We start from the raw sequence: 16,664 nt of genomic DNA, 5'->3' as shown, positions 1-16,664 counted from the left end.
TTCTCCTCGCCAAGGCTCGGATCCCGTGCAGGCACGTTATTCGCTTCGCTCACCCTTTCAGGGCCGCACTTTGGGCGTTACTGCGCTACGCTACGTTCCTGCTGCGGCGTTGTTGAAACGGAGAAAACATGTTTTCAGGAAAAACGGCACTGATTACCGGGGCCTCCAGTGGCATTGGCGCAGAAATGGCGCGCCAGCTGGCTGCGCTGGGCTGCCAGCTGATTTTGGTGGCACGACGGACCGAACGGTTGGATGCGTTGGCAGAAGAACTATCAAAGGTGTCTGTGCAGGTGATCACCTTGGATCTATCAGATCCCCTTGCGCCGCAAAGGCTGTTTGATGAGGTGGCCCGCCGTGGCCTGAAGGTGGATGTACTGATCAATAACGCCGGCTTCGGCTTCCAGAAACCCTTGCTGGCAATGAGTCTGGAAGAGCAGCTGGGTATGGTGGATGTGAATGATCGCGCCTTGTTGGCTCTGACTCGACTGTTTGCGCAGCCCATGGTGGAGCGTGGGGAGGGCTGGATTCTCAATGTCAGTTCCGTGTCGGCGTGGTTTCCCATTCCCGGCATGGCCACCTATGCGGCTAGCAAGGCCTTTGTGCAGACCCTCAGTCGGGCCTTGCACGAAGAACTCAAGCCCGCCGGCATCACGGTGACCACGCTGAGTCCGGGAGGCACCCGTACCGAGTTCTCCTGCAAGGCCCGCGGAAAGATGGACCCCTCGCTGGAGAAGGCCATGATGCCGGTGGAGCCGGTGGCGCGGGCCGGTTTGCTGGGGCTGGCCAGAGGACAGTCTGTGGTTGTTCCTGGAATGCTATACCGCTTCATGACAGGGCTGACGCGCTGTCTTCCTGACACCTGGGTGGTTCGCCTGGCGGGTGCGGTGATGGGGCGCCACAGATAGGAAAATGGGAAAGCTCAACGTTTAACTCGACGAAAGGTTGGCGCAGCCTGCAAGTATTTTGCCCCGAACTCTGGGCGTTTGCGCTTTCAATTTTTTGCTCAAGCCGTTAATCGTCCATGCAAGCATGAGCATCTACCGCAACAGACATTTCTTTAACCTCATTGCGCCCGCAGGTCTTCTGCAATGGCAAGTGCTGCGGTGAGTCCCGGCGACTCTATGCCGAGTAGATTGATCATCCCCTTGAGGCCATGATGGTCTTCTCCCTGGATCAGGAAATCCGATAACGGGTTGCCATTGTAATAAAGCTTGGGCCTTATGCCTGCGTAGCTGGGGTGTAAGCGTGTGGCGTCCACATCGGGCCAGTACTGGCGGATAGCGTCCAGGAAGTCGGCCTTGCGATCTCTGTTGCTCTGATAGTCCGGAGGGAGAGTGTGGCTGATCCATTCCACATCCGGGCCGAAGCGGGCCTGACCTGCAAGATCCACGGTGAGATGGATGCCGAGGCCGTGGATCTCCGGCAAGGATCAGCTGTTGACTACGCAGCGGAAAGGATTGGCCCTCACTGTCTATTACAGTGAGGGTAAAGCGGCGGGGTTCGCAGTGAATGGTGCTAACGCGATGCCGCAGGCTGATCACTGCGCCGTTCTGTTCCGCGTCCCGTTGCAGTTGCACCATCAGACCATGGCTGTCGATGATACCGGTATGGGGGCTGTGCAGCACTTGGCTGGCATTCAGCCACGGCTCATCCTGCTGCCATTGTGTGCGGGGCAACCAGGCAAGACCTTCCACACCGTTCGCATTTGCGTTGAGATGCAGCGCCTCAAGTTGTGCTTCCTGTCCTGCCTGGGCGACCAGCAGTTTGCCGCAGCGTCGAAATGGGACTCCTGTCTTTTCACAGTAGCGATACAGTATTTGACTGCCTTGCAGGCACAGGCGGGCCTTGAGCGAGCCTGGCGGGTAATACAGGCCGGCATGAATGACTTCGCTGTTTCGTGAAGAGAGGTGTGTGCCGGTGTGGGCCTCCTGTTCCAGCACCACCACCGAACGGGTGGGGGAGAGTGCCCTGGCCAGTGCCAGGCCGACCACACCGGCGCCAATGATTACAGTCTCGACGGATTCCATTTCTCTGCCCGGATTTGGGCGTATTCAGCCCCATGTATCTGGTTATGCCCTGTTTTGGAACTTTGCGGTTCGTGCCACGGCTCAAATGGCATTGTCGCTATGCTCATTCTGGCACAGGACTTGCTGAAGTGCTTACAGGGGCATGCCTGTAGTGTGCTTCAGGACCAAGGAATACGCCATGCGGTCATTAAAGTTGCCGGCGGTGTCCGGTTTCGACGAAATGATAGCGCCCGGCGGTGGGGTGCGGCCTCACTACAGGAGTTATCATGACTGGTTGCTGCGACAGGACCGAAGCCTGTTACAACGCAAGCGAAAGGAAGCAGAACTACAGTTTCATCGGGTAGGAATCACCTTTAATGTTTACGGTGAAGACAGCGGCACCGAGCGGCTGATTCCGTTTGATACCCTGCCTCGGGTGATCCCTGCCAGCGAATGGGACTTGCTGGAACGTGGCACAATCCAGCGCGTCAACGCGCTCAATCTTTTTCTCCACGATATCTACCACGACCAGAATATCATCCGTGATGGTCGCATCCCCGCCGAACAGATCTTCGGCAACAGCCAGTATCAGCCCTGTATGCAGGATGTGGATCTGCACAATCAGGTGTATTCCCATATCAGTGGCGTGGATCTGATCCGTGACGGAGAGGGCGACTGGTATGTACTGGAAGATAATCTTCGCACCCCCTCCGGGGTGAGTTACATGATCGAAAATCGGCGAATGATGATGCGGCTTTTCCCGGAGCTATTTGCGGAACAGACCGTGGCGCCGGTGGAGCATTATCCCAGCCTGCTGCTGGAAACCTTGCAGCAGAGCGCCAGTTACGCCAACCCCACGGTAGTGTTGCTGACGCCGGGACAGTTCAACAGTGCCTACTTCGAGCATGCCTTCCTGGCCCAGCAGATGGGTATTGAACTGGTGGAAGGGGCAGACCTGTTTGTGAAAGACGGCTTCGTTTATATGCGAACCACGGCCGGGCCGCAGCGTGTGGATGTGATCTATCGGCGTATTGATGATGATTTTCTCGATCCGCTGGCGTTCCGTTCCGATTCCATGCTCGGCGTGCCAGGGCTCTTGTCAGTGTATCGGCAGGGTAATGTTGTGCTGGCCAACGCGGTGGGCACCGGGGTGGGCGATGACAAGTCCATCTATCCCTATGTGCCGGACATGATCCGTTTCTATCTCGATGAAGAGCCCATTCTGCATAACGTGCCCACCTGGCAATGCCGAAAGCCTGATGACCTGAAAGAGGTGCTGAATCAATTGCCGAAGCTGGTGGTCAAGGAGGTTCACGGTGCTGGAGGTTACGGCATGCTGGTGGGACCTGCGGCCAGTCAGGCGGAGATCGACATGTTCCGGGCTCGCCTGCTGGCGAATCCGGGTAATTATATCGCCCAACCCACGCTTTCCCTGTCCTCCTGCCCGATCTTTGTAGAAGAGGGCATTGCGCCCCGTCACATTGATCTGCGGCCCTTTGTGTTGAGCGGCAACGATACCAGAGTGGTGCCCGGCGGACTGACGCGGGTGGCCATGAAATCCGGGTCCCTGGTGGTGAACTCTTCCCAGGGTGGTGGCACCAAGGATACCTGGGTGCTGGAAAGCGGGGAGGACTGTCCATGCTGAGTCGTACCGCTTCTGACCTTTACTGGCTATCCCGTAATTTCGAACGCGCGGAAAACACAGCGCGAATGCTGGACGTGGTATGGAACCTGTCGCTGATCCGCTTTGCAGTGGATATTCAGGCGGAAATTGCGGCACCGCTGGCCATTACCGGTACCGGCGATCACTACGGTTCTCGCTACGGAAAGGTCACCGTTCAGAATGTACTTTTCTTCTTTACGCTGGACCCGGACAGTCCTGCAAGCATCTATTCCTGCCTGCGTCAGGCCCGCGCCAGCGCCCATGCGGTGCGTGGCAAGATCACCGGCGAGATGTGGGAAAGCATCAATAGCACCTGGCTGGAACTAAAGGAAATTAGCCAGACCGGGCTTCAGGCCTACGGGGAAACCGCGTTCTTCGAGTGGGTAAAGAATCGCTCGCATCTTTTCCGGGGGGCCACCTACGGTACGCTGATGCGAAGCGATACCTTCCGTTTTCTGCGTCTGGGAACTTTTATTGAAAGGGCCGACAACACTGCGCGGATTCTGGATGTGAAGCACAGCGAGGGCCAGCTCGAATCCAATACCACGCTGGACTATTACCGCTGGCATGCGCTGTTGCGTTCGGTGGGGGCCTATGAAGCATTCCGGGAAATGTTCAGTGAAACCATCAATGGCGAGCGCGTGGCAGAAATGCTGATCCTGCGTCCAGAAGTACCGCGCTCGCTGTTGTCCTGTCTGCAAATGCTGTGTGAGTTGTTACCGGCCATTGAGGGCGATGCGGGGTTGCAGTCGAAGCGGCTGGCTGCCGTACAGCTGGCCCGACTCCAGTACGGCGACATGGAGCATATTCTCGATATTGGTCTGCACGATTATCTGACGGACTTCCTCCGCCGCATCAATGAGCTGGCGGACACCATTCAAAGCGAATATCTGGAGCTGGTATGAAACTGTCCATCGAACACAGCACGGAATACCGCTATTCAGAGCGGGTAAAACATAGCACCCAGTATCTGCGACTTACGCCACGACCTTCTGCTCGGCAACGGGTACTAAGCTGGGAACTGGATTTGCCGGAACAAGCAGATGAGGGATCGGATGGCTACAACAACATCCTTCACGTTCTGACGCTGGACAAGCCTCATCAGCAGATTGCTCTTACAGTGAGGGGAGTTGTGGAAATCACCGATGAAGACGGTGAGGACAGCGATCATCGTTTGTCGCCGCTGGTGTTCACGCGGCCGACCGTTCTCACCGAGTCCAATGAATCCCTGGATGAGCTGGCCCATCGACATGATGGGGCCGGCGGGATGCAACTGGAACGCCTGAGTGAGTCTATCCTGCAGGGAATGCCCTATACGCCAGGAATCACCAGTGTAGCCAGTAACGCTCGGGAAGCCTGGAAACTGGGTAAGGGGGTATGTCAGGACCATACCCATGTGTTCCTGGCTTGCTGCCGGGCGCTGGGCATGCCAGCCCGCTATGTGAGTGGTTATCTGTACAGCAAGGACTCCGAACATGTGGCCAGTCATGCCTGGGCGGAAGTCTGGCAGGATGACAGCTGGAAGACCTTCGATATCACCAATCAGACCTGTCGCCCTCGGCACCATTTGAAGCTGGCGGTGGGGATGGATTATATGGATGCCTGTCCGGTCCGTGGTGTACGCTTCGGCGGTGGCGTCGAGTCGCTGGAGGCAGTGGCACAGGTCAACCGTACTGTGTCCGAACGCATGCAGTGATCGGCATGGATAATCACAGGAGTAGCCAGGAATGACCTATTGCGTCGCCATGTCCCTGGAAAAAGGGGTGGTATTTGCGGCGGACTCGCGCACCAATGCCGGAGTAGACCAGATTGCTACCTTCCGGAAATTGCACAAGTTCATGATTGACGGCGAGCGAGCGATCGTCATTCTCAGTGCAGGGAATCTGGCGACTACCCAGAGTGTGATCAGTCTGCTTAACATGCGTCTCAATAGTGACCAGCCCAATTTGTTCGGGGCTCGTTCCATGTATGAGGTTGCCACGATCGTGGGCAGTACCTGCCGCGAAGTCATTCGCCGCGATGCGGGTCAGAGCCAGGGTAATGTGGACTTTGGCAGCAGCTTTATTGTTGGCGGACAACTTCATGGTGAGAGCCACCGTCTTTTCCAAATTTATCCGGAAGGTAATTTCATCGAGAGCACCCCGGACACACCGTACTTCCAGATTGGTGAAATCAAATACGGCAAGCCCATTCTGGACCGGGTAGTGGATTACCAGTTGCCTCTCAAGGATGCAGCGAAATGTGCCTTGATCAGTCTGGACTCCACGATCCGTTCCAATCTTTCGGTTGGCCTGCCGCTGGATGTATTGATCTACCGCAGTAATAGTTTTGATCTGTCCAACCACCATGATGTGACCAATGAAGACACAAATTTCCGTGCTTTGGGAGACGCCTGGTCCAAGGGGTTGCGTGATGCATTCGCACAGTTACCCGATGTTGAATGGTAAAAAAACACTGTGGGCATTACCCGTAACGTCATACCTCCGTTGAACGGGAACCTATTCTTTCGACGGAGATTGAGTCTCTACACGCACCGTCAGATCACGCCGGAATCGCGTTCCCAAATCTACTCCCCTGAAACAGTGCCTTGAAGGAAAATGGAAGAGGCGAGAAAGCGTTTCAACATGTCTCGTCTCCTTGGCGGGATTAGTGTCTCCTCTGTGCTCCGAAAGCGATATGGCTTTACTGCTAGTCCGTCAAGGCTCAATGAAAAGGCCGCATCCAAAGTCTGGGTGCGGCCTTATGGGCTGTCTCGAAGGAGAACGTTATCTGCGTTGTTGCATCAAGTGAACTGGCAGGTGCGATGAATCAATCATCCACGTTGTCGTACATCATGTAACGAGCTGTTTCGTATTGGGCGCGCGCCAGATCGAACAACTGCTTAAAGACGTCAGGGTGCTGCTCTGACACGTCCTGTTTGGGCGTCTTGCTATGCAGGTCATGCAGGGTAGCATTGCTGCCGTCGTCGTTCATGCGGACAAAGTAATCCTTGGTGACCATGCCATAGACCGGGTGAGGGCCTTCCAGTAACACCACAAAGTTGGCGCGCTCACCTTCCGGTGCAGACATCTGTATATCCCGGCCCAGGGTCGTGTTGCGGTAGTTGAGGCCCAGCAGGCCAGCTACGGTGGGCATCACATCTACCAGGCCAACCGCGTCATCAATCACCCGTGGCTTGAGGTAGTGGGGACTATAGATGATATGTGGCACATGGTTGCTTTCCAGGCCAAGGGCGTCCATGGCCGGCATATGGGGCAGTGAGGTGATGCGATTGTTGTGATCGCCAAAGAACACGAAAATCGTGTTGTCGAAGTAATCGCTTTCCCTGGCCCATTTCATGTATTCGCCCACGTTGTAGTCCAGCAGACGCACCGCGTTGTACTGGGCGTTACTCCGGAAGCCGTGTTTTGCCAGCTCTTCCTCTGAAAGGTCGTTACGCGGCGTGAAATCGCCGTTGTTGTCCGGAATCGTGAACGGCCGGTGGTTGCCGGCAGTCTGGATAAAGGCAAAAAAGGGTTTGTCATTGTCCAGATCATTAAGGATCTGATTGCTCTCGCGGAAAAGGTTTAGATCGGAGATGCCCCAGACATCCACATCCGGAGACTGCCAGTCGCCTTCCTGGCGTAGATCAAGGCCATCGATGCTCTGTTGCACCAGACCATCCAGGTTGGCCCAGCCGGCGTTACCACCAATGAAGTAGAACTTGCGGTAGCCTTCAAATTCGTTGAGGACCATGCGCTGATGGCTGGTCAACGGGTTGCGGCTTGCGCTTTCCGTGGGTGCAACATCGGGGATACCGGTAAAGGTTGCCCAGATGGTTTTGGCGGTGCCGGTGACTGGTACATAGAAATTCCTGAAGAACCAGCCTTCACGACCGAGACGATCCAGATTGGGGGTGCTTTCGATGGGGAGTCCGTAGCTGCTGACCCGGCTGGCGCCGAGGGACTCCAGCATGACCACTACCACATTGGGTGCGCGATCGTAGTCCAGTTTGTGGCCCTGCTCATCCACCGTGCGGACAAAGTTAAGATCCCGTTGTTGATCGTCGGGAATGCCCAGGTGCTCGGCCATGAGCGGGTAATAGTTGGCGACCTGTTGCTTGTCAAAGGGTGAGACCGGAATCAGGAGGGTGTCGCGGAAATAAAGTACCGGGTTCAGGCCCAGTGCACCGATGGCCCGGTCGCCGGAAACGAAGGCTTCGCTCCAGCGCAGGGGGATTGGGTTCAGGATGTTGATGTTGGTGACCCGGCCCAGAATGGCAAAGAAAAACAGGGCAAAGCAAACCACAAAACCGATGGTGGTCTGAAGCAGGGAAATGCCAGCGGGGGCGCGTAGCAGCGTCTTTCGCTCGATCACCCGGGCAAGCCAGACACTCAGCGCAACCGTCAGTATCAGCCCCAGAGTGATCCAGATGACAGGATAACTTTCCCATACCATCAGGGTGGAATCGCGGGTGTCCTGCAGGAAGCGCAACGCCGTGACATTCAGGCGTTCACCCAGGTAGGCGTAGTGGCCAAAATCGAAAATATAGCTGAGTCCCAGCAGCACCAGCGCAATGATCAGATAGCTGTGTGCCAGGAAGCGCATGAAGCCGCTGGTCAGCAGGTTTATGCGAGGCAGATAAGCCAGTGCAGCCAACGGCAGCATCATCAGCAAGGCGAGGCGAAGGTCGAAGCGAAGGCCTACTCCAAGGGCCGCGTTTACGGCTTCCTGATCCACTTCAGGCGAGGAGGGAACTTCAGAAAAGCCAAAGTAAAAGGTCGCGCGCAGTATAACCATCAGCCCGAAAAACAAGGCGGTGATGGCCAACAGGTACTGCAAGCGGCGGGATTTCAACCAGGTCATTTTTGTCTCCAGCTGGCGAATCAGTAAAATTGGCGCCTATGCTACCGTTTAGCGGGACGCTGCGCATGGCAAAATCACGGTGGCAGGCAATACGTCGCAGATTGCCTCGGGTTTGTCCCGATTACGCCTTTATCGTTGCCCTTCGTAATGCTATTAATCTTGCACAATCAAGCAGTTGGATCGAGCGATGACATTTGATGAAATACTATCCACCGTAGATGGCAAGGGAAATGGTCTGCTGCCCGAGGGTTGGGGGCAGGGCCGTGCCCTGTTTGGTGGTCTGGTGGGCGCGGTGCTTTTTGATCATCTTCAAAAGAGTGTGGCGCCAGGTCGGGTGTTGCGCAGTTTCTCGCTGTCTTTTGTGGCTCCGGCGGTGCCGGGGCCCGTATCTCTGACCAGTGAGGTCTTTCGGGAAGGCAAATCGGTCATGCAGGCCATGGTGACGGCGCGTCAGGAGGGGCAGGTGGTGGCTGCCATGCTGGCGAGCATGGGGGCCGCCAGGGAATCGTCGGTAACAGTACCTGCGCCGAACATGCCAGGCATGAAGGCACCGCAAGACAGTCTGGTGCTACCTACTATCAAGGGTGTCACCCCGGATTTTCTTGAGTTCTTTGATTTGCGCTATGCCGAGGGCAAGCCTCCTTACTGTGGCAGTGATGATGCCAACTTTACCGGTTACATGGGCTTCCGGGAGCCTCCTTCAACCATGAGCACGGCCGCCTTGATCGCGCTGGTGGATACCTGGCCACCTTCGGTGCTATCCATGCTCAAGACGCCGGCCCCGGCCAGCTCGCTGACCTGGACCATGGAGCTGCTGAATGACCCTGCCAGCCGTCCTGCCGATACCCTGTGGCGTTATCAGGTTCATACGGATCAGTGCAGCGATGGCTATGGCCAGAGTCAGGCGACAATCTGGGATGCGGAGGGAAAGGCAGTGGCTCTGAGCCGCCAGACCTTTACGGTATTTGCATGAAACGGGAATTGCCGGCAATTACACCTGCAACGCCGGGGCCCGCAGTGCCCCGCCGAGGCCACTGGTTTCTGGCAGGGCTAGGGCGTTTGATCCTGAAAATGATGGGCTGGCGCATCGTCGGCACCTTGCCCAATGTGGATCGAGCGGTGCTTGCGGTGGCCCCCCATACGTCCAACATTGATGGTGTCATCGGCCTTAGTGCTATTCAGGCGCTAAGGGTTCATGTGCGTTTCATGGCCAAACACACCCTTTTTGAAGGACGCCTCGGCCGGTTCATGTTCTGGCTGGGTGGCATTCCCGTGAACCGTGATAACGCCCATGATCTTGTGGAGCAGACCGCCCATGCCATGCAGCAGGCGCCCTGCTGGCTCGGAATTGCGCCGGAAGGAACCCGGAAGGGAGCTGATCGTTGGAAAACGGGGTTCTACAGAATTGCCGAGGCGCAGAGTATTCCCATTGTGGTGCTGGGCTTCTGTTACCGGCGGCGTCAGGTTCGGGTGATGGGCAGCGTCACGCCCAGTGGTGACATGGACGCCGATCTTGCAAAGATGGTGGAAATGCTAGGGGATATTGTTCCGCGCCACCCCGAATTGCTGTCTGCGCCGTTCAAGACCATGCACCATCCGTAGCGGAAGCGTTAAGGATGTGTGGTGTTTTTTTCTGCAAGTTGATTATAGGCAAGACACCGCGCACTATTTCTGCAAAAGGCAGGCACGACCATCGTGAATGCCGATGATCCCGATGACAGACAATAACAGGAATCACCATGACTGATACCGCTCGTTTTGAACAAGCCCAAAAAGACGTTCAGACCCTGGACCGCAAGCCTTCCAATGATGATCTACTGTTCCTGTATGCCCATTTCAAACAGGGCAGCGAAGGGGATGTGAGCGGCAAGCGTCCAGGCATGCTGGATATGGTGAAGCGTGCCAAGTATGACGCCTGGGCAAAATTGAAAGGGATGGGGGCAGATGCCGCCAAGCAGAAATATATCGAGAAAGTCGACGCGCTAATTGTATCCCACAAGGGATGATTGCGCTCGGCCTTCACTGTTCTGCAGCAACTGGGCGATGCCCAGTTGCGCTTCCCCGGCCAGGTTGCGATAGAAACGCTTGAGCACGGGCAATTCCTCTTCAAGGGCCGATCGCACTTGGTCCCGGGCAACAAGAATCGCTTGATTGAGGGCGGCCTTGTTCGCATCCATTTGCTGTTTTCGCTGCTCCAGTTCAGGGGGCAATGCGGTTGATCCCAGTGAGTCGAGCCGTTGCTCAAGCCGTGTGAGCCTGCCTTGCGCATCGTCGAGTCGTTGTTGCAGCTCTACCATCTTCGGAGCATTGACCAGAATACGTTCCAGATCGGCAATTTCCTGCTCCGTCGCTTTCTTCTCCATTTTCGCTGCCTGACGGAATGCTCCGTTGGACAGGTCGCGAGCAGACGCGTGCTCGATGGCATTGTCGAGGGTCTTTTGCGCTGCCTGCAGGCAGCGCATCTGATTCTTCGCGGCAATCAATTGCCGGGTTGAATCCAGTACCCGGCTGTCACTGTCACGAACCAGAGCCAGAACCAGCTGGTCCATCACGGTGGTGCTGTTGCCCGCAACACTGTTGGTCAGGGCGCGATAGAGTCGATCGGGGTTATTCTCCAGCTCTTCCAGAGCCTTCATGTTTTCCGAGGCCTTGGTCAGTGCCAGGTTGTAGACCGGCAAGGCCTGTTCAACCGCGCCCTGTTTTCGCCAGTCGTCACCGGCCAGAACCAGGCCCGATACCGCTCTGGGATTACCAGGAAAGCGTGCGGCGATGCGCAGGAACCAGGCTCGAGCCCGTTCCCGGTCGCCATCCTTGCGGTAGCTCTCGGCCAGTAACAGGGCCGCATCTACCGCTGCAGGACTGTTTTGTTCAATCTGGCTGAGTTGCTGCCGCGCAAAATGGGTATCACCGTCCTGCAAAGCGAGAGCAGCAAGGCGTAACCGGGCATAGTTCCCCAGAATCGGCTTGTTGATGCTCTGGGCTTGGCTGTTGTACTCCAGGAGCATCGGGGCTTGCCGGTCAGTAGCGGGCTGATCAAGCAGACTGACCAGATTCCGGTCGGCATTGGGGAGCATCACGGAGGTCTGTGTGCCGTCTTCGCAGGTGCTGGCGTGGCTATAGCTTATGGTCACCAGCAGGGCGGTTATCAGACTTTTGATTGGCAGTCTTTTCGCATCCATGGCTCAGCAATTTTATTGTGGTTTTTGATTTGCTGATGGTGCGCTATGTCATGGCCAAGAAAAGGAACTGGATCACATTGTTTGCCCCGTGATGTACAGCGTTTTGAATATTGCTACCTGGGTAGGTGGCCGGCGATGAGAAACCTGGTTCCAACTGCTGTGAACAACTTTTTTCTCTGGGGTAATAGGCTTAGATGCCCGGTAATGCGCTTATCCGAGACGAATGATTTTGCGCACTGCCCGCCAGCGATTGACCAGCAACGACAGGAAAATCAGGCCACAGCCACAGACTTGTAAAAGGCTCATCTTCTCGCCAAACCAGACGGCAGCCATCAGGGCTGTCCACATGGGCTCGAGTACCATGATAACCACACCGTGGCTCTGCAATGACAGGCTCTGCGCGTAGGTCTGGACCAGAAAGCGCATGGCGGTACCCACGGTGGCACTGAGCACAATCCACATAACCAGCGTTCCGGACATGTTGGCAAGGGTTGTTTGCCAGGGTTCAAACCACAGCGACAAGGCCCCGGTTACCGCTCCCACCACGGCCAGCACCACGGTGGTGAGGGCCAGCGCGGGAATCCGGGGCTGTTGCACCATTTCGCCATTGCTCCGGCGAATGGCGAGGGTATTGGCAGCACGGGTATTGAGGTTGAAGTACAGTGCGAAAATGGCAGCAGCCGTCATGAACAGGAGTTGCCCGGCTTCCAGATGCAACCCCTGCTCCAGCGACAATAGCGCAAGGCCGGCCACGGCCACAGGTAGTGCCAGCCAGGTGCTGCCGGGTACCGATTCGCGGAACACCACGCGGGCGATAACAGGGACCAGTACCACACCCAGGCTGGTGAGAAAGGCACCTTCGCCGACATGGCTGGCAAAGGCCAGTCCGAGTACCCAGAAGCTCATGGCGATGCCAAACACCAGGCCTACCCGGATGCAGCGCCAAAGCTGAGTGCTATCCAGCCGTGCCAGCTGGGGAAATGCCAGCAGACTCAGCAAAAATGATGCGAGTAGAAATCGCAGCGACATGAATAACAGCGGGGGCATCGCCAGCACTGCCTCTCGGGAGAACATCCAGCTGATAGCCGCCAGTAAAGTGACGAGCAGTAGCAGTAAATCGGCTTTGTGCGCTTGACGGATGGGCACTGCGAGACGCTTCCATGGGAAATTGGAGCGAATGGTAGCATGGGGCCTGTGAGTGGCAGGATTCTATCGGCGCCATAACCATGGCGAATCCCGCCATGGGGCTTCCTAGGGGCAAAACCGGCCGACCAAGGCCGCTAATGAAGACCATTTCAGGGAGATTGCATGCTGGCAGCTTGGAGGAATTGGCGTGATAGGCGCCGTGTCAAAAAGATGGGCTTTACTGCCAGTCAATGGGAGTCGGCGGTGGCAGACTGGCCGGTGATGTCCCGCTATCAAGGTGCTGAGCGAAAGGCGTTAATGGCGCTGACATTCCGCTTTCTGGCCCGCAAGAGCATGGTGCCAGGGGGCGGATTTGCGATCACCGATGCCATGTGCCTGAGAGTGGCGACCATGGCTTGTGTGCCGATCCTGAAGTTGGGAATCGATTGGTACAACGGCTGGTATACCGTGATCCTGTATGAAGAGGCTTTTATTCCCAACCGGGCGCATCGCACCGCCGATGGGGTTGTCCATGCGCGAGGGCCGTTGCTGGCCGGTGAGGCCTGGCAGAATGGGCCCGTAATACTGTCCTGGGACGCTGTGTGCAAGTCCGGCGGTGCCAGCAATGTGGTGATACACGAGATGTCTCACAAGCTGGATATGCGATATCAAGGTGCCAACGGTGCACCACCATTGCATCAGGGGATGAGCCCGCAGCAGTGGCATGACACCTTCTCGCAGGCTTTTAGCGACTTGCAGGAAGATTATCGACGCCATCGTCATATGCCTGTGGATGCCTATGCGCTGACCGGCCCTGGAGAATTCTTTGCGGTTTGCAGTGAGGCTTTCTTTGAATCTCCGGATCAACTGTTTCATGACTGGCCGGACCTGTATCTGTTGCTGGCCCGGTTCTATCGACAGGGAGAAAGGACGCCATGAAATATATTTTCGAGGTGACCATGAAGCCGGGTTTTACAGTGGAGGAGTACGCCAGCGGCTGGCTGGAAGCCAGTGAAATCATCCAGCAGTCTGCAGGGGCACGCGGTACTTTTTTACATCGCAAGATAGGGTGTCGGGATACGGTGCTGGCCATTGCTCACTGGGATAGCAAGGCACATCGGGATGCCAAGGATGATTCCCGCAGTGAAAAAGTCCGCTCGATTCTCGCAAGGCATGCTGAAGTGGTGTCCGTAACGGTGATTGGAGAGTATGACGAGCCAGAATGGCAGGTACTGCCCCCGCGCTAGCGGGGCGCCCAGGCTAGCAGTTTTTCCCTGAGCTGATCCAGCGTCACCGGCTTGGGCACGTGATCATCCATCCCGCTTGCGATACAGCGTTTCCGATATTCAGTGGATGCATGGGCCGTCAGGGCGAGGATCGGTATCCGCGGTAGCTGCCGTCGCTTTTCCAGCTCACGAATCATGCGGGTGGTCTGGTAGCCGTCGATGTCCGGCATTTCACAATCCATCAGGATAATGTCGGGCCTGTCTTGCGCTGAGTCCAGCAGTGCCAAGGCTTCGGTGCCGCTACTTGTCAGAGTGGTTGTGATCGACAGTTTCTTGAGTAGGGCGCCGATGACCATCTGGTTCACCGCGTTGTCTTCGACGACCAGCACGTTTAGTGACTCGGTGCCTAGCTGGGTAGGCCTGGCCTCGCTGTCTGGCGCGGCTTTACTGCGCTGCAGGGGAATATCGAGCGTGAAAACGGAACCTGCACCTGGTTCGCTACTGGCTTCCAGTCGCCCGTTCATCAGTTCGGCAAGCTGCCGCGAAATCGCAAGGCCCAGGCCGGATCCTCCATACTTCCGTGAGGTTGAGCTGTCGGCTTGCTGAAAAGACTGGAACAGCATGCCCATTTCGTCGGCGTTCATGCCGATGCCCTGATCAATGACCTGGCAGCGCAGCAGTAAAACGTCCGGTTCTCGCGTCTGAAACGCCTCGACCTTCAATGTGACAGTGCCGTGCTCTGTAAACTTGACTGCATTGGAAAGCAAATTGAGCAGAATTTGGCGCAGACGGGTCTGATCTCCTTCGACCCATTCCGGCAGGCTTTCCTTCCAGTCACTCACCAACCGGATATCTTTCTGCTCGGCGTTGGCATGGAAGATCATCAGACAGTCTTCCAGCAGACGTTGCAGGTTAAAGCTACTGACTTCCAGCTGCAGCTTGCCGGAACTAATCTTGGAAAAGTCGAGAATGTCGTTGATGACGTTCAAGAGGCTTTCACCAGCACGATAGATAGTATCCACATAGTTGCGCTGGGTGCCGTCGAGTGGCGTGCCGCGCATCAATTCTGCGAGTCCCAGCACGGCATTCATGGGGGTGCGGATCTCGTGACTCATCTTGGCAAGGAAATCGCTCTTGGCTTCATTCTCGGCTTTGGCCCGGGCCACTTCCTGCTCTTTATGAAGGGTTTGTCGCTTGAGATGCCGCAATCTGCCAGCAAGCCCAAATGACAACAGCACCTGCTGCATCACAAGCCCAAGTTGTACACCCACAACGTTCATGGTGCCGGGAAGAGTGATAAGCCCATAAGCGCTGAGCGCCAGCAGGGTGACGGTTAGCAGGAACATACTCCAGGCCAGGACAAATATTCTCGCTTCCGGGCGTCCCTGAAACAGACAGAACAGGCCCGAGATTAGCAGTAATGCCAGCGAGACTAGGGCAACCACTCCCTGCAGTGAAGCAATGGTGCCTGGGGGGGTGAGAATAAGGGTGGTAATAATGATGCCTTGAATGGCTGCGACGCCGGCCAGCAATCTATCCAGCCATGGCCACTGGCGAGTACGAAGATAATCCCTGGCGAAAAGGAGGCCGGATAGCAGGGCGAGGTAACCGAAAAGATGATTGGCGCTTTGCGGCAGAATATAGTCTTCAAACCAGTAACGCTGTACCAGCCCCTGAAGGCTGGCGACATAGAGGGTGGCGGATGCCACGTTAAGGACATAGAAGCGGCTGGTTTTTTCCCGGCCGCGCAACCATAGCACCAGGTGATAGAAGAACAATCCCAGTGCAATGCCGTAAAAGCCGCCCATTAACCATTCGTTGTTACTCTGCTGCTCAATAAAGGCGTCGCGGCCGCTGAGGCTTACGGGCACGGTCATGGAACTGCTGAGGGAAAATACCCGCAGGTAAAGCGTTCTTTCGCTGGTCGGTTTCAGGGTAAAGGGAACGATGAAGTTGCGAAGATGGACCGGTCGATCGGAGAAAGGCTGGGTGTCGCCCATGTGCCAGGCTTCGACCCCCTGTTCATCAACCAGAAAAAAGTCGACTTCATCAAGGATGGCGTAGTCGACCTGCAACCAAAGAGGCAGTGTTTGTGTTGAGGTGTTCTCAAGGTTGACACGAAACCAGCAGGCGTCCTTGCGATAGCCCAGGTTTATCTGCTTGCGAACAAGGGGCTGGAAGTCTGCGGTTCTGGCCTGGTCAAGGGTCGCAGAACCGTCATCATCACACCAGATTTGCATGGACGGGCCAAGCTGAAGGGTTTCAACCGGTTCCTGCAGTGACAGGGGTAGCGCGTCCTGTGCCATTAAGGATGACGCAAGCAATAGCAGGTTTGCCATAAGCAGAGACTGCAACATTGCTCTGGCGGGCATCGGCATCTCCCTTTGCCAAATCTGGTCCGGATCATGGTTGCGAAGTGTTGTTGTCCAGGTAACAACATCGCATGGATCAGCGGCTGATTTCGTTATTGTTGTTTGCTTTCTGATCTCGTTATATGACTGAATTTGCAGCCGGCGAGACGTGAGATCCTTGTTCAGAATAGTCCCGAATACTGGCACAGGCAAAGCCAATCTACCGAACGGGCACTGGTGTTGTCAGGCGGTATTGGGAATCAGGTGTC

Annotated in this window: 15 protein-coding genes and 1 pseudogene; 10 read left to right on the top strand and 6 right to left on the bottom strand. The window is 56.2% G+C overall.

Translation table 11 applies throughout. The features are described from left to right. Window positions 1-128: 128 nt before the first annotated feature. Window positions 129-905, top strand: coding sequence for an SDR family oxidoreductase (locus GQF00_RS03705; RefSeq protein WP_161317784.1), 777 nt, complete (start codon window positions 129-131; stop codon window positions 903-905). 158 nt (window positions 906-1,063) lie between these two features. On the opposite strand, the gene GQF00_RS16810 is transcribed toward GQF00_RS03705, so the two are convergent. After that, window positions 1,064-1,426, bottom strand: coding sequence for an FAD-dependent oxidoreductase (locus GQF00_RS16810; protein ID WP_370519459.1), 363 nt, complete (start codon window positions 1,424-1,426; stop codon window positions 1,064-1,066). A 106-nt stretch (window positions 1,427-1,532) separates the two neighbouring features. Beyond that, window positions 1,533-2,027 (bottom strand): annotated as a pseudogene (locus GQF00_RS16805) (NAD(P)/FAD-dependent oxidoreductase); the annotation flags it as partial. A 178-nt stretch (window positions 2,028-2,205) separates the two neighbouring features. Here GQF00_RS16805 and GQF00_RS03695 point away from each other — a divergent pair. The 4 genes from GQF00_RS03695 to GQF00_RS03680 are packed head-to-tail and all read left to right on the top strand — an operon-like array spanning window position 2,206 to window position 6,116. Beyond that, on the top strand, window positions 2,206-3,651 hold the full coding sequence (locus GQF00_RS03695) for a circularly permuted type 2 ATP-grasp protein (RefSeq protein WP_161317783.1): 1,446 nt from the start codon (window positions 2,206-2,208) through the stop codon (window positions 3,649-3,651). After that, window positions 3,645-4,574, top strand: a complete 930-nt coding sequence (locus GQF00_RS03690) for an alpha-E domain-containing protein (RefSeq protein ID WP_161317782.1) — start codon at window positions 3,645-3,647, stop codon at window positions 4,572-4,574. Before GQF00_RS03695 ends, GQF00_RS03690 begins: the two co-directional genes overlap by 7 nt. Beyond that, complete coding sequence (locus tag GQF00_RS03685; RefSeq protein WP_161317781.1) at window positions 4,571-5,365, top strand: transglutaminase family protein; 795 nt, start codon at window positions 4,571-4,573, stop codon at window positions 5,363-5,365. The genes GQF00_RS03690 and GQF00_RS03685 overlap by 4 nt, the downstream gene beginning before the upstream one ends. 31 nt (window positions 5,366-5,396) lie before the next feature. Further along, window positions 5,397-6,116 carry a peptidase gene (locus tag GQF00_RS03680; protein WP_161317780.1) on the top strand — a complete coding sequence of 240 codons (720 nt, stop codon included), beginning with the start codon at window positions 5,397-5,399 and terminating at the stop codon, window positions 6,114-6,116. 361 nt (window positions 6,117-6,477) lie between these two features. Here the strand turns inward: GQF00_RS03680 and GQF00_RS03675 are convergent, their stop codons facing one another. Further along, on the bottom strand, window positions 6,478-8,514 hold the full coding sequence (locus GQF00_RS03675) for an LTA synthase family protein (RefSeq protein ID WP_161317779.1): 2,037 nt from the start codon (window positions 8,512-8,514) through the stop codon (window positions 6,478-6,480). A 187-nt stretch (window positions 8,515-8,701) separates the two neighbouring features. Here GQF00_RS03675 and GQF00_RS03670 point away from each other — a divergent pair, with 187 nt between their 5' ends. The 3 genes from GQF00_RS03670 to GQF00_RS03660 all read left to right on the top strand — a co-directional run bounded on the left by GQF00_RS03670 (window position 8,702) and on the right by GQF00_RS03660 (window position 10,520). Then, window positions 8,702-9,487: a thioesterase family protein gene (locus GQF00_RS03670; protein ID WP_161317778.1), complete on the top strand. Its 786-nt coding sequence runs from the start codon at window positions 8,702-8,704 to the stop codon at window positions 9,485-9,487. Next, complete coding sequence (locus tag GQF00_RS03665) at window positions 9,484-10,116, top strand: 1-acyl-sn-glycerol-3-phosphate acyltransferase (protein WP_161317777.1); 633 nt, start codon at window positions 9,484-9,486, stop codon at window positions 10,114-10,116. Before GQF00_RS03670 ends, GQF00_RS03665 begins: the two co-directional genes overlap by 4 nt. Before the next feature lie 137 nt (window positions 10,117-10,253). After that, entirely contained in the window at window positions 10,254-10,520 is a 267-nt protein-coding gene (locus GQF00_RS03660) for an acyl-CoA-binding protein (protein ID WP_161317776.1), read from the top strand. Here GQF00_RS03660 and GQF00_RS03655 read toward each other — a convergent pair. Together GQF00_RS03655 and GQF00_RS03650 are read right to left on the bottom strand one after the other, a co-directional pair. Beyond that, window positions 10,497-11,693: a lipopolysaccharide assembly protein LapB gene (locus GQF00_RS03655; protein WP_202560332.1), complete on the bottom strand. Its 1,197-nt coding sequence runs from the start codon at window positions 11,691-11,693 to the stop codon at window positions 10,497-10,499. The genes GQF00_RS03660 and GQF00_RS03655 overlap by 24 nt on opposite strands. 210 nt (window positions 11,694-11,903) lie before the next feature. After that, a complete protein-coding gene (locus tag GQF00_RS03650) occupies window positions 11,904-12,839 on the bottom strand; it encodes a DMT family transporter (protein WP_287962183.1) in 936 nt (311 codons plus the stop codon). Window positions 12,840-13,001: 162 nt separating this feature from the next. Here GQF00_RS03650 and GQF00_RS03645 point away from each other — a divergent pair, with 162 nt between their 5' ends. Further along, on the top strand, window positions 13,002-13,757 hold the full coding sequence (locus GQF00_RS03645; protein WP_161317775.1) for a zinc-dependent peptidase: 756 nt from the start codon (window positions 13,002-13,004) through the stop codon (window positions 13,755-13,757). After that, entirely contained in the window at window positions 13,754-14,065 is a 312-nt protein-coding gene (locus GQF00_RS03640; protein WP_161317774.1) for an antibiotic biosynthesis monooxygenase, read from the top strand. Before GQF00_RS03645 ends, GQF00_RS03640 begins: the two co-directional genes overlap by 4 nt. Here GQF00_RS03640 and GQF00_RS03635 read toward each other — a convergent pair. Next, window positions 14,062-16,416 (bottom strand): hybrid sensor histidine kinase/response regulator, encoded by a 2,355-nt coding sequence (locus GQF00_RS03635; protein ID WP_161317773.1) that lies wholly within the window; start codon window positions 16,414-16,416, stop codon window positions 14,062-14,064. The two genes, GQF00_RS03640 and GQF00_RS03635, sit on opposite strands and share 4 nt — an antisense overlap. Window positions 16,417-16,664: the final 248 nt, after the last annotated feature.

Source organism: Alcanivorax sp. DP30 (assembly GCF_009882945.1).
Taxonomy (GTDB): domain Bacteria; phylum Pseudomonadota; class Gammaproteobacteria; order Pseudomonadales; family Alcanivoracaceae; genus Alcanivorax.
This window is presented reverse-complemented; position numbering and strand designations above follow the sequence as displayed.